The sequence below is a fragment of the Duganella guangzhouensis genome, assembly GCF_009674535.1.
In the GTDB taxonomy this organism is placed as follows: Bacteria; Pseudomonadota; Gammaproteobacteria; order Burkholderiales; family Burkholderiaceae_D; genus Rugamonas; species Rugamonas guangzhouensis.
This window is the reverse complement of sequence record NZ_WKJK01000013.1, coordinates 178162-191019: the sequence shown is the minus strand read 5'-3', so window position 1 is coordinate 191019 and position 12858 is coordinate 178162. Positions and strand designations below refer to the sequence as shown.

The 12858-nt window shown below is 62.9% G+C and carries 11 protein-coding genes; 5 read left to right on the top strand and 6 right to left on the bottom strand.

Annotated features, from left to right (window positions below; genetic code table 11):
• The first annotated feature begins 11 nt into the window (after nucleotides 1–11).
• Together GJ699_RS23370 and GJ699_RS23365 are read left to right on the top strand one after the other, a co-directional pair.
• A complete protein-coding gene (locus GJ699_RS23370) occupies nucleotides 12–554 on the top strand; it encodes a YaeQ family protein (protein WP_154380840.1) in 543 nt (180 codons plus the stop codon).
• Between the two features lie 91 nt (nucleotides 555–645).
• Entirely contained in the window at nucleotides 646–1593 is a 948-nt protein-coding gene (locus GJ699_RS23365) for an Rpn family recombination-promoting nuclease/putative transposase (protein WP_229262257.1), read from the top strand.
• Here GJ699_RS23365 and GJ699_RS23360 read toward each other — a convergent pair.
• Complete coding sequence (locus tag GJ699_RS23360; RefSeq protein WP_154380836.1) at nucleotides 1565–2338, bottom strand: head GIN domain-containing protein; 774 nt, start codon at nucleotides 2336–2338, stop codon at nucleotides 1565–1567. The two genes, GJ699_RS23365 and GJ699_RS23360, sit on opposite strands and share 29 nt — an antisense overlap.
• Before the next feature lie 139 nt (nucleotides 2339–2477).
• On the opposite strand from GJ699_RS23360, the gene GJ699_RS23355 reads away from it, so the two are divergent.
• Together GJ699_RS23355 and GJ699_RS23350 are read left to right on the top strand one after the other, a co-directional pair.
• A complete protein-coding gene (locus tag GJ699_RS23355; RefSeq protein WP_154380834.1) occupies nucleotides 2478–3122 on the top strand; it encodes a class I SAM-dependent rRNA methyltransferase in 645 nt (214 codons plus the stop codon).
• A 67-nt stretch (nucleotides 3123–3189) separates the two neighbouring features.
• Nucleotides 3190–4305: a type IV pilus twitching motility protein PilT gene (locus GJ699_RS23350; protein WP_154380832.1), complete on the top strand. Its 1116-nt coding sequence runs from the start codon at nucleotides 3190–3192 to the stop codon at nucleotides 4303–4305.
• On the opposite strand, the gene GJ699_RS23345 is transcribed toward GJ699_RS23350, so the two are convergent.
• The 4 genes from GJ699_RS23345 to GJ699_RS23330 form a co-directional block, all read right to left on the bottom strand.
• On the bottom strand, nucleotides 4306–5580 hold the full coding sequence (locus tag GJ699_RS23345; RefSeq protein WP_154380830.1) for a c-type cytochrome: 1275 nt from the start codon (nucleotides 5578–5580) through the stop codon (nucleotides 4306–4308).
• Entirely contained in the window at nucleotides 5577–6281 is a 705-nt protein-coding gene (locus GJ699_RS23340) for a c-type cytochrome (RefSeq protein ID WP_229262256.1), read from the bottom strand. The genes GJ699_RS23345 and GJ699_RS23340 overlap by 4 nt, the downstream gene beginning before the upstream one ends.
• A gap of 37 nt (nucleotides 6282–6318) precedes the next feature.
• The gene (locus GJ699_RS23335) at nucleotides 6319–6903 is read right to left on the bottom strand and encodes a 3'-5' exonuclease (RefSeq protein WP_154380903.1); all 585 of its coding nucleotides are present in this window, start codon (nucleotides 6901–6903) and stop codon (nucleotides 6319–6321) included.
• Between the two features lie 85 nt (nucleotides 6904–6988).
• Nucleotides 6989–7468, bottom strand: a complete 480-nt coding sequence (locus GJ699_RS23330) for a ProQ/FINO family protein (protein ID WP_154380826.1) — start codon at nucleotides 7466–7468, stop codon at nucleotides 6989–6991.
• A gap of 406 nt (nucleotides 7469–7874) precedes the next feature.
• Here GJ699_RS23330 and rpoD point away from each other — a divergent pair, with 406 nt between their 5' ends.
• Nucleotides 7875–10331 (top strand): RNA polymerase sigma factor RpoD, encoded by a 2457-nt coding sequence (rpoD, locus tag GJ699_RS23325; protein WP_154380824.1) that lies wholly within the window; start codon nucleotides 7875–7877, stop codon nucleotides 10329–10331.
• Nucleotides 10332–10364: 33 nt separating this feature from the next.
• Here rpoD and GJ699_RS23320 read toward each other — a convergent pair whose 3' ends face one another.
• Nucleotides 10365–12788 carry a TonB-dependent siderophore receptor gene (locus GJ699_RS23320; RefSeq protein WP_229262255.1) on the bottom strand — a complete coding sequence of 808 codons (2424 nt, stop codon included), beginning with the start codon at nucleotides 12786–12788 and terminating at the stop codon, nucleotides 10365–10367.
• Nucleotides 12789–12858: the final 70 nt, after the last annotated feature.

Genomic DNA, 12858 nt, shown 5'->3' with positions numbered 1-12858 from the left:
AGATTTTTTCGATGGCCCTCAAAGCAACAATCTATAAAGCAGAACTGTCGATTGCGGACATGGACCGCAATTACTACGAGACCCACCAGCTGACGCTGGCGCGTCACCCATCCGAGACCGACGAGCGCATGATGGTGCGCCTGTTGGCCTTCGCCATCCACGCCAACGAGGCACTGACCTTTACCAAGGGCCTGTTCGACGTGGAGGAGCCGGACCTGTGGCACAAGGATTTGACTGGCGCGATCGAACTGTCGATCGAAGTCGGCCAGCCGGATGAGAAAGTGATCCTGAAGGCGTGTGGTCGTTCCGAGCACGTCTATGTGTACAGCTATGCCGCCACCAGCCACATCTGGTGGAAGAGCTTGGCCAACAAGGTCGAGCGCTGCAAGAACCTGACCGTGGTGGACTTGAACGCGGACGCGACCGAGCAGTTGGGCAAGATGGCTCAGCGCACCATGCAGCTGCAATGCACCATCCAGGACGGCCAGATCTGGCTGACCGACGGCACCAGCACGGTGGAAGTCACGCGCGAAGTGCTGAAAGCGGAGCGCTGATCTCCGCCGCGTAGCGCGGTTTTGAGCTAAGCCAAACCGCGCACGCTGCCTGGCGTACTCGGCAATGCATGCCGGCGCTAGACTCGTTCTCATGAGCGAGATCGTCTACAAGCAGTTGTTCTCCCACCCGGAACTGGTACGCGACCTGCTGGCCTGCGTCATTGCCGCCGACTGGGCACAGGCGCTCCCCACCAGCGCATTCGAACGCGTCAACGCCAGCTATACCAGCGACCACGGCAAGAGCCGTCATCAGGATGTGGTCTGGCGTGCCAGCATCGGCGGCGAGTGGGTGTACGTCTATATTCTGCTGGAGTTCCAGTCGTCGCCCGAGCGCTGGATGGCGTTGCGGATGCTGGTGTATGTGGGCTTGCTGTATCAGGATCTGGTGGCTCAGCACAAGCTGAGCAAGCACGGCAAACTGCCACCGGTGTTGCCGATTGTGTTCTATCACGGCCGGCGCCCCTGGACCGCCGCGTTGGATATTGGCGATCTGATGCTTCCGCCACCGACTGGCATGGAGCGCTTTCAGCCGCACCAGCGCTACCTGCTGGTCGATCAGCACCATGACGACGCGTTTGGCAACATTGTTGGCCTGTTGTTGCGCGTGCTGCATGCCAGCACCGAGCTTCAGATGAAAGCGGCAATGGCCGCGTTTGCGCAGCGTGTCCTACAGCCTGATCTTTATAACGCGAGAGTAAGCCTGACACGTTGGCTACAGCTCACCTTGCGTGAAGACCGGAGCGGCACTAGCATGAACCTTGAGGAGGACTTCATCATGACCGCCAAAAGAAAATACAAGCCGGAAGAAGTATTTACCGATGAATTTTTCGATGCGCTAGTGCTGCCAGCCGAAGAAATGTTCCGGCAGCGCAAGGAGGAGGGTCGACAGGAAGGCGAACGGGCGGCGCTGGAGGCGGTGCTGCGCGACCTGCTCGCTGGTGAACAGGCCGGCGCCGAAAGCCGCATCGCGCAGGCCGACAGCAGCCAGCTGCGCGACTGGATCAAATCGCTTATTGCGGAGCGCCGCCCAGCCGTTTGATGGTGCCCGAACCCATGATGCTTTTGCTGATCTGCGGATCGCCGTAATAGTTGATATCGCCCGACCCCGCCACGCTCAGGCTCAGCGATTTCTTCGCCCACACCGTCGCCTGCCCCGAGCCGCCGATGCTCACCACCGCCTCGCGCGACTGCAACTGTCCCACCTGTACCCGGCCCGAACCGCCGATCGACACCTGCAAACGCTCGGCATTGCCGGCCGCCTTCAGACTGCCGCTGCCGCCCAGCGCAATCGCCACCGACTCCGCGTCCAACTGACCGACCGCGATCGAACCTGAGCCGCCAACGTCGATGGTCAGGCTCTCGCCGCGCAAACGGTCGGCCGTCACGTTGCCCGAACCGCCGATCGACAGCTTGTCCAGCGTGCGCGCCTGCACAATGATTTTCATGTTGCGTGTTTCCACGCGCAGATTGTTTTTGGCCGGGCGAATGCGCAGCGTGCCGTTTTCCACCGTGGTTTCGATCAGCGGTTGAATGTTGTCGTCGGTTTCCACCGTCACGCTCTCGGTATTGCCGAGACGGATCTCGACATCACCGCTGACGCCCACCGTCAGCGCATTGAAATGCCCGACTTCGCGATTCTGCTTGACGATCTTGCCGCTGCCCTGAATCCGTTCGCCGCCATTCAGCCAGCTCAGCGGCCCGGCTTGGGCGACGTGGACAGGGGCGCTTGCAACCAGCAAGCCAGCGGTCAGGAACAGGGACGATACGATGCGGCGCAGGGTCATGATGCTCTCCTCAAATAATCTTGAGTTTGGATCTTACGGGGCAGGCGCGACGCGCGGAACCGCGCTGCGACAGATTGCGCATCAGGCGGAACAGAATGCAGCCAGCCGGGGACAGGCCGCGCATGCTGTATCATGCGGTATGCTTACCATTACTATCAAACAAGGCAAGGAAAAGCGCCTGCTGGCGGGCGACTTGCTGATTTACGCCACCGCCATCGAACGCGTCGACGGTCGCCCTAACGAGAAAAACAAACCCGGCGCCACCGCCATCGTCCTGAACTCGGCGCGCCAGTTCATCGGCCGCGCCGCCTGGAATCCCAAGTCCGACGTGCGCGCCCGCATCTGGAGCTATAAAGAGGACGAGCCGGTCGACCACGCGATGATGAAACGCCGCGTGCGCGCCGCCATCGCCAAGCGCGCCGACAGCGTGCGCGCCGCCGCGCCGACCGATCTGGTGGCCGTGATCCGTGGCGACGAGGACGGCTTGCCCGGCCTGCTGGTCGATAGCTGGGGCGGCACCAGCGGCTACCTGATTTGCCAGTTCCAGTCGGCCGGCGTCGACGCCTGGAAAGTGCCGATCGTACAAGCGCTGCTGGCCGATACCGGCTGCCCCAACGTCTACGAGCGTTGCGACGAGCTGCTGCGCAAGGCCGAGGGCTTGCCGGTGTTCTACCGCCCGCTGGCGGGCGAGGAGCCGCCCGAGCACGTGCAGGTCACCGCCAACGGCGAGCGCTTCAGTATGGATTTACGCAACGGTTTCCGCTACCCCAAGCTCAGAAGCTGAAAAAGTTTCGTATTTGCAATTTATATCTCTTATAATCAACCCGGCAACTACGGAGATTTGAGCAGAGATGGAACATTACCAATCGTCGCAAATACGCACCCTCAGCTACATCGAGAACGAAGACCACCCGGTCTTCGGCACGCTGGTCGAACAGATTCTGCATCTGCTGAACTCCAAGCTGATTTTCAGCGACATCCTGATCCACCAGAACAGCCCGCTGATGCTGCGTCAGCCCGGCGGGCTGGTGGCCGTCACCGACTCCCCCATCACGCGCGAGGAATTGCAGGAATTCTTTGAGGTGGTCGAGCCCAACTGGGCCGAGCGCATTCAGGACCGCGCCTTCGACCGCGCGGTCGATCTGCATACCGCCCGCATCCGCGCCAACTGTTTCAGCTTCCAGGGCCGCAAGCGCCTGGGCTGCGTGATCCGCCGCTTCCCCAAGGAACCGGTGCCGCTGGCCAAGCTGGGCCTGAGCCCGCACGAGCAGCAGTTCGCGCGCCTGACCAGTGGCCTGGTGCTGATTATCGGTGACACCTGCCAGGGCAAATCGACCACCATCGCCTCCATGCTGGACGAGATCAACAAGAATCGCTCCGGCCACATCATCACCATCGAAGACCCGGTCGAGACCCTGATTCCGCAGCGCCAATGCGTGATCACCCAGCGCGAAGTCGGCTTTGACGGCGACGTGGAAAGCTTTTATCTGGGCGCGCTGGACGCGCTGCGCGAACGGCCGGACGTGATCGTTATCGGTGAAATCCGCGATGCGCAAACCGCGCAGGAAGCGCTGGCGCTGGCGGAAGCCGGCCCGCTGGTGCTGGCCTCGCTGCACGCGCGTTCGACCGAGCTGGGCCTGCAAAAGATGCTGCGCCTGCTGGGTAATACCGAAGCGCAGGCGCAGGCGCTGGCGCATGCCCTGCGTGGCGTGCTGTGCCAGGCGCTGTTGCCGTCGCTCAAGGGCGAGCGCTATTACCTCGCCACCGAGTGCCTGACCAACAATCCGGAAGTCACCGAGATGATTGCCAATGGCCAGATTTCCAACCTGCGCATCTGGATGGAAGACAAGCCGGGCGATGGCTGCCACACCATGAACACCTCGCTGCATACGCTGCTGGACGCTGGCAAGATCAGCGTCGACGATGCCCGCAACGCCACCACCGACCGCATCGGCTTCGTGGCCTGATCATTCCAGCGGTATCGCGCGGTAGCGGTTGACGTCGATGCCGCTGACCGGCGGCGCGTTGTTGCCCCACGCGCTGCGCAGGTAGGACACCACCTGCGCCACTTCGGTATCGTTTAACTTATGCCCGAACGGCGGCATGCTGTACGGACGCGGATTGCCCGCAGTGCCGGGCGCGAAGCCGCCATTCAGCACGATGCGGATCGGATTCACCGCTAGTTCCATCGTCAGCGCACGGTTGGCGGCCAGTGGCGGATAGGCCGGCGGCTGGCCGCTACCATCGGCGCCGTGGCAATCGACGCAGTGCTGCTCATACAATTTGGCCCCGGCTTGCAGGAAGGCCACCGCCTGCGTTTCGCTGTCGCGCTCGAACGGTGGCGGCTGCTCGCCGGGCGGCAGTGCCTGCAGATAGACGGCAATTGCATCGATGTCGCCATCACTCAGATACTGCAGACTCTCGCTCACCACTTCCGCCATCGGGCCGAACACGGTGGAGCGTGGCGAGGTGCCGGTTTTCAGCAGCGCGGTCAGATGTTCGCGCCGCCAGTCGCCGCGCGCGTTGAGTGCGGGCGCATACCATCCTTGCGCCGGGATCATGCCGCCTGACAGTCCCTCTCCCTCTGATGCGCCGAGCGGATTGCGCGCGCTGTGGCAGGCGCTGCAATGTCCTGGACCTTGCACCAGATAGGCGCCGCGATTCCATGCCGCCGATAGTCGGGGTTCGGCGCGAAACGCCTCCGGCCGGAAATACAGCGTGCGCCATGCGGCTAGCGCGATCTGCTGGTTGTATGGGAAGCGCAGGCGATGCGGCTGGTTCGGTTGCGCGGACGGCGCGATGGTTTGCAGGTAGGCGTACAGCGCGTCGGCGTCGTCGCGGCTGATGCGGGTGTAGTTGGGGTAGGGGAAGGCTGGGTACAACAGGCGGCCATCTTTCGATTTGCCGTTGTGCAGCGCTTGCCAGAAATTGTCGGCGCTCCAGGCGCCAATGCCGTGCACGAGGTCGGACGTGATGTTGGGCGAGATGACGCTGCCGAATGGTGTTTGCAGCGCGCGTCCGCCGGCGTAAGCGGCGCCACCGCGCGCGGTGTGGCAGCTCATGCAGTCGCCGGCCCTGGCCAGGTAGGCGCCACGGGCGATGCGCTCGGCCGGCGTTAGCGCGGCGGCGGCGGTGCTGGGCGGCGGGCCGGGATCGTCCATCGGCAGCCAACGCAGCGCCGCCAGCGCGGCCAGCACGGTGATGCCGAGCAGCGCGATAACGGTATAAATGATTTTCTTCATTTTGCCGCTCCCGCTACGCTGCCACAGGCCAGCGGCAAGGGTTGGGGTAGGGCGGCGGCGGGGCGCGCGTTGGCGTCAGGCGTTTGTCGGGCCAACCAGGCCGAGGCGGCGGCGACGTCGGCTTCATTCAGACGCGCCGCAATGGTGGCCATGCAGTCGGGCGCGGCGGCGCGGCGCGCCTGGCTTTTCCATGCACCGAACTGGGCGTTGATGTAATCGCTGGGTAGCCCAAGCAAACCGGGAATCGCCGGCTCGACGCCGGTCAGCGCCGCGCCATGGCAGGCCATGCAGGCCGGGATCTTCTTCGCTGGATCGCCGTTCCGCACCAGCGCCTCGCCGCGCGCCAGTTGCGCACTATCAGCCAACGCGGCGCTGCCGGCCGGCGCGGGCGGATAGGGCGGATGCTGGTTGGCGAAATAGTCGGCAATTTCGCGCAGATACGCGTCCGGCAAATACGCCGTCATGTAGACCATCATCGGATATTGGCGCCGGCCGTCGCGGAAATTGCGCAGCTGGTTGTACAGGTAACCGGCCGGCTTGCCGGCGATGCGCGGAAAGTAGGCGTCGCCACGTTCCTTCACGCTGTGGCAGGTGAGGCAGGCGGCGAGGCGTTGTTCCAGCGTCTCCGGCGCCGCCGCGCGCAAAGGCAGGCAGGCGCAGGCCAGCGCGCAGGCCGCAAGGACTCGGGAAATAATCGGCATACCGCTCCTCATGCAGGCGGCCATGCCGGCCGCGTGACTAGGATAACCCGGTTTTGGGCGGTTTCGGCAGTTTGACCGGCTTCAGTGTCGGCAGTTGGTTGCCCAGCCCGATCCAGTGACGGTAGACGCGCAATGCCACCTGGGCATCGTCGGCCGCGTACAGAATCTGTTTTTCGTTCAGGCGCGGCAAGGCCCAGTTGGTAGTGGAGATCTTTTTGGACTTTTGCAGCTTGAGGCCGAAGAACTTGGCCACCGCCGTCTTGGCGCCCAGATCGTTACGCTGGCCGGGCGTGCGCAACACCACCGACAGGTCGACCACGCCGGCGGCGCGGATGTCCAGCTTGGCATGCAAGCGCTTGACATCGTCCGCCAGGCCAAAGCCCACCTTCAATGGCAACGGCCGCTCCAGAATGGCCAGCAGCGCGGCGCGCAGATGCGGTTCGGTACTGGCGCCGATCTGAAACAGATAGGCTTTGCGGTCGGTGGCAAACTGAATCAGATGCGGACCGGTGGAAGTTTCGCCCCGCGTAAACGTGGGCTTGGATTCGGTATCAAAGCCGATGGCGTCGCAGACCAGCAACGCATCGCGCGCCGCCAGCACCTGCTCCGGTGTGACCACCATCTGCACATCGGCAATGGCGATGCCATGGTAAGGCGGCAGATCATCGTCTGCCGCCACCGGCGTCGCCGCTGGGTGGAGATCCAACTCAGCCCTTCTTGGAGAACTTCGCGGCCAGCTGGTTCAGCTTGTCGGCGTGCACGCGGGCCGCCTCTTCGGCGGCCTTGGCCTCGCGTTCGGCTTTCTTGCGCTCGGCTTCCTTCTTGTAGCGTTCCTGCAGCACCTGGGTGGCGTGGGCGCGGTGGGTATCGGTCACTTCGGCGCCTGGTTTGCCATCCAGGTCGTAGCGGACCTTGGCTTTTTCCATGACTTTCAGGTAGCGCAGCGAACCGGTATGGATGCCCAGCGCGGTGCGCATGGTTTTGCGGTCGAGCTCAGGCATGACGGCCAGCAGCTGTTTGTCGATACCGATCGACAGCGGCAGGAAATCACGGAAGGCCGGGAATTGGGACTGCAATTGTTTCAGCAGGCTGCGCGGGGTTTGGGCGGCAGGCGCCGGCGCGGCCGCAGCGGTTGCGGTTTCGGCTACCGGTGGCTGGGGGGTAAGACTAGTGTTCATCGACTTCATAGGTTATGCAACAGCCGTCAGCATATCATGCTGACCATAGGATTGCAGTGCATTTTAGGCCATTGTGTTCAATTGCTCAGGCTTAGGATAGGCTTAGGATGGTCGGTAAGTGTGCGTTCGCGGCCTAAAATGTGTATAATGCTCGACGCACTCTATGCAGGACAGTGCGATTCAGCTTGGTACAGGATGCGATTCGGATGGTTTGACACAGGGCCCGTGCCCTTCTCATTTGCCCTTCTCATTCTTCCCTGAACAGAGAAACAAGCCCGTGGCTGGAAGCGGGCTTTTTTTATTCCGCAGATAATCGTCAGCTAAATTACAACATTTCCACCCATGCGCACCGCTCGCGGTCGGCGCGGGGCCAGCTTTTTTGTAATTTCTGACGACTACGTTTGAGAGATTTTTAATGACAAAACCGAAAACTTTAACGTTGTCCGTCAAGAAGCCCGCCGCCCGTGCCAGCGCCGCACCGCTGGTGGTGCCGAAGACGACTCTATCTTATGTCATCGATAATGAAGAGGCAGCGAGCAAAGTAACGGTCGTCAAAAAGAAAACCCGCCTGGCCGCGAGCGCCGAGTCGGTGCATGCCGAAGTGCCGGCCGGCGACGGCGACGAGGCCTCGACCGTGGTCAAAGTGGCACGCAAGGGCGTTGCCGTCGAAGGCGATGAGGCGGTCGTCAGCGTCAAGCTTGCGCCGAAGTCCAAGCTGGTCAAGGCCAAGCTGGAGCCGGCCCCGGTGGCGGGCGCCTTGCCTGGCGCGCCGGCCGTCAACCAGGTGACCGATGCCGCCACGCTGGCCTCGATCGATACGTCCGGCTACCAACTGCCGGGCGTCAAGGTGCCGGGCCGCCGTGGCCGCAAGCCGTCCGAATTCATGCCTGAGAACGACGAGATCGCCGCGCTGAACGCGGTCGAACGCGCCGAGCTGAAAGCGGTGTCGAAAGCGCGCGAGCGCAAGGCCAAGGGCGTGGATATTCTGGGCAACGATCCGAAAGCCAGCGCCGAGGAACTGGAAAAACGCCGCGTCCAGATCAAGAATCTGATCAATATGGGCAAAGAGCGTGGCTTCCTGACCTACGCCGAGATCAATGACCAGTTGCCGGAAAACATCATCGATCCGGAAGCGATCGAAGGCATCATCGCCACCTTCAACGACATGGGCATCGCCATCTACGAGCGCGCCCCGGACGCCGAAGCGCTGCTGCTGAGCGACAACGTCGCCAGCGTCACCTCGGACGACGAAGTGGAGGCGGCCGCCGCCACCGCGCTGTCGACCGTGGATTCGGACTTCGGCCGTACCACCGACCCGGTCCGCATGTACATGCGTGAAATGGGCGCGGTGTCGCTGCTGACCCGTGAAGGCGAGATCGAGATCGCCAAGCGGATCGAAGAAGGTCTCAAAGACATGATCCAGGCGATTTCCGCCTGCCCGACCACCATCGCTGAAATCATCGCGCTGGCCAAGAAAATCGAATCGGACGAAATGAAGGTCGACGACGTGGTCGACGGCTTTGTCGATCCGTATGAATCGGCGCCGGCACCCGCCGTCAGCAGCGCCGCGTCGGACGACGACGATGAGGAAGAGGTCGAAGACGACGTCGAGGAAGATGGCGACGCCGGCGGCGGCGCGGCCGGCTACTCGACTGAGCAACTGGCGCAGCTGAAAATCGCCGCGCTGGAAAAATTCCAGTTCATCGAAGGCAACTTCGAAAAAATGCGCAAGGCCGCCGGCGGTTACGCCTCCAAAGCCTACGTCGCGGCGCAGGAAGCGATTTCGGCCGAGCTGCTGGGCATCCGCTTCACCGCCAAGGTGGTCGAGAAGCTGTGCGACACCCTGCGTGGCCAGATGGAAGAAGTGCGCCAGATCGAGCGCGCCGTGCTGGACCTGTGCGTCAACCGTTGCGGCATGCCGCGCGCGCACTTCATCAAAGTGTTCCCGGGCAGCGAAACCGATCTGGACTGGGTCGACGGCGAAGTCGATGCCGGCTATCCGTACTCGGTGGTGCTGGGCCGTAACGTGCCGGCCGTGAAGGAACTGCAGCGCAAGATGATCGACCTGCAGGCGCGCGTGGCGCTGCCGCTGGCCGACCTGCGCAAGATCAACAAGCAGATGGCGGCCGGCGAGAAACGCGCCCGTCAGGCCAAGCGCGAAATGACCGTGGCCAACTTGCGTCTGGTGATCTCGATCGCCAAGAAGTACATCAACCGCGGCCTGCAATTCCTGGATCTGATCCAGGAAGGCAATATCGGTCTGCTGAAGGCGGTAGACAAGTTCGAATACCGTCGCGGCTACAAGTTCTCGACCTACGCCACCTGGTGGATTCGTCAGGCCATCACCCGTTCGATCGCCGACATGGCCCGTACCATCCGCGTGCCGGTGCACATGATCGAGACCATCAACAAGATGAACCGCATCTCGCGTCAGATCATGCAGGAAACCGGCAGCGAGCCGGACCTGGCGACCTTGGCGGTCAAGATGGAAATGCCGGAAAACAAAGTCCGCGAAATCATGAAGATCGCCAAAGAGCCGATCTCGATGGAAACGCCGATGGGCGAGGACGGCGATTCGCAGCTGGGCGACTTCATCGAAGACAACACCACGCTGGCGCCGCTGGATGCCGCGCTGCACGCCTCGATGCGCAACGTCATCAAGGAAGTGCTGGATTCGCTGACCCCGCGCGAAGCCAAGGTGCTGCGCATGCGCTACGGCGTCGAAATGTCGAACGACCACACGCTGGAAGAAGTGGGCAAGCAATTCGACGTGACGCGCGAACGTATCCGCCAGATCGAAGCCAAGGCGATGAGCAAGCTGCGCCAGCCATCGCGTTCGGACAAGCTGAAAACGTTCCTGACGCAGAACTAAACCAGAAGGGAGGCCGCGGCCTCCCTTTTTTATTTAGTAGTCATATCGGACCGTGGCCGCGAAGCTGCGCGGCGCACCGTACAGCAGGCCACGGAAGTAGGTGGTCGGCGGGATGGTCTGGTAGTAGTGCTTGTCGGTCGCGTTGCGGATGTTGAGCTGGACGCTCAGGTGGTGGCTGTAGCGATAGTTGGCATGCAGGTCCAGCACGCTATAGCCGCCTTCCGACACCTTGTAGCCGGTGTACTGGTAGTACATACTGCTTTGCGACTGCAGCTTGCCGCCGACCCGCCACTGGCCGCCCGGTAGCGTGTAGTCGCCGGACAATTTCAGCACCCGGCGCGGAATTGCGGTGTTGTACTGTTTGCCGATGTTCGGACCTTCCTCATAACTCGGATTGGCGTAGGTATAGCCTGCCGCCAGATTCAAGCCCGTCACTGGCGCGCCCGACGCTTCCAGTTCCACCCCGCGCGTGCGCACCTTGGCGCCTGCGGCGTAGCAGTTGCTGTTGCCGGCCGCGCCGCAGGTGGCCGGCACGTTCAGCGCCACCGGCAGGTTGATCTGATCGGTCTGGAACGCGGCAACCGCCGTATTCAGGCCGCCGAAGAAGGTGCTTTTCACGCCGCCTTCATAGTTGCGTCCCTTGAGCGGATCGAGCAGGCCATTCGGGCCGAACGATTGCTGCACCGAAAAGATGTTGGTATAGCTGGTGTACAGCGAGTGCTGCGGCGTTAGCTGGTAGACCAGCCCGGCATACGGCACAGACTGTCGGCCGGAGTCGTAGCGGCTGTTGACGTAGCTGGTTTTGACGGCGTAGTCGGCCCAGCTGAGGCGGGTGCCGAGAATGACGCTGAGCGCATCGGTGGCGTGCAGGCGGGTGGCCGCGAACAGGCCTTGCTCGCTGCGCCGGTAGCTGACGTTGAGGTTGCTGGCGTAGTTGATGGCCGGCTGCGGGATCGGCCAGAAGTTCGGATCGTTGATGTCGATGGTGCTGGTCGAGGTGGCCGAGTAGTACGGGTAGTACAGATGGTCCTTGCGGTTGCTGGCGCCGATAATCAGTTCATGTTCGCGGCCGAACAGCGTGAAGTTGCCGTTGGCCTTCAGGTTCAGCGACCACTGGCGGTCGTTGTACAGCGTGTTGGAGGTGCTCAGCAGGAAGGTGTCGCCGCTGACGCGGGTGGAAATCGAGGCCAGATAGTCGGCTTTGGAGCGGATGCCGTTGGCGGCGGCGCTGACGGTCCAGCCGTTGGCGAAATAATGGGTCAGGTCGCCGAAGATCGAATAGTTGTTGCGGTTCAGGTGGGCCCACGGCCCGGCCAGCGAGGTCGAGCGTGGCAGGTCGTAGAACGAGCCGTCGGCCTTGATCGGCAGTCCGCCCCAGTCGTAGCCGCGGTGATCGTCTTTCTGCGCGGTGAGGCCGAAGCTGACGGTGGTAGCGGGGGCCAGATCCGCTTCGCCGATCAGATATAGCAGCTTGTTGTTGGTGCCGGCGCCGTTGCGGTAGCTGTTGGCGTGATTCCCGTACAGCACAGCACGGCCGCGCACGCTGCCGCTTTGGTTCAGCGAACCGGATACATCGAGCTGGCCGGTGTAGTCGGCCCATGACGCCGCACCGACTTCGGCGCTGAGCTGGAATTCACGGGTCGGGCGCTTGCGCACCAGATTAATCACAGCGGACGGATTGCCGGAACCTTGCAGCAGGCCGTTGGCGCCGCGCACAATCTCAACCCGGTCATAAATCGCCATATTGTTCAGCGACAGCACGTCGGTGGAAAAGCTTTCCGCCAGACTGGTCGACATGCCGTCGATCTGCAGATCGGTGACGGCGTTGCCGCGCGAATAGAAGTAGGAGCGTTCGGTGCCCAGCTTGCTGTAGGTGAGGCCGGTGGCGCCATCGGCCACATCGTCGAGCGAGCGCATGTGCTGGTCCTGCATCTGCTGCTGGGTGACGATGCTGATCGCTTGCGGGGTTTCCTTGAGCGTCATATTGAGGCCGGTCGCGGTGCGACTGGGACCGCTCGTGGTGTAGCGGCCGCTGCCTTCGGTGCGTCCATCGCTGTCGGCCTCGGCGGTGACGGTGACGGCGCCCAGCACCGCATCGGCGGGAGCGGCGGACGTAGCGGCGCTGGCCGGCGGCGTGGCGCTGACGCCAGCCGGACGCAGCACATAGCCGACCGCGGTGCGCGCCACGCTGTAGCCGCTGCCGCGCAGCAGGATCGCAAAGCCTTCCTCGACCGCGTAACTGCCTTGCAGGGCTGGCGCGCGCAGGCCGCGCAACTGACTGGCGTCCATCACCATCGCTACCCCGGCCTGCTGCGAGTACAGCGTCAGCGCTTCGGCCAGCGGTGCGGCCGGGATGTCGTATGTGACCACCGCCGCCGGCGCGGTCTGGGCGTGTGCCGGCGGGTTCAGGCTCAGCGCCAGCGTGGCGGCAAAAGCGATGCGGACGGCAAGCGTCAAAGGTTTCGGGACAGGGTTGTGCGATGCGGGCATGACGGATGATTCCTCGTTTCGTTGGTGTAGACCCCCT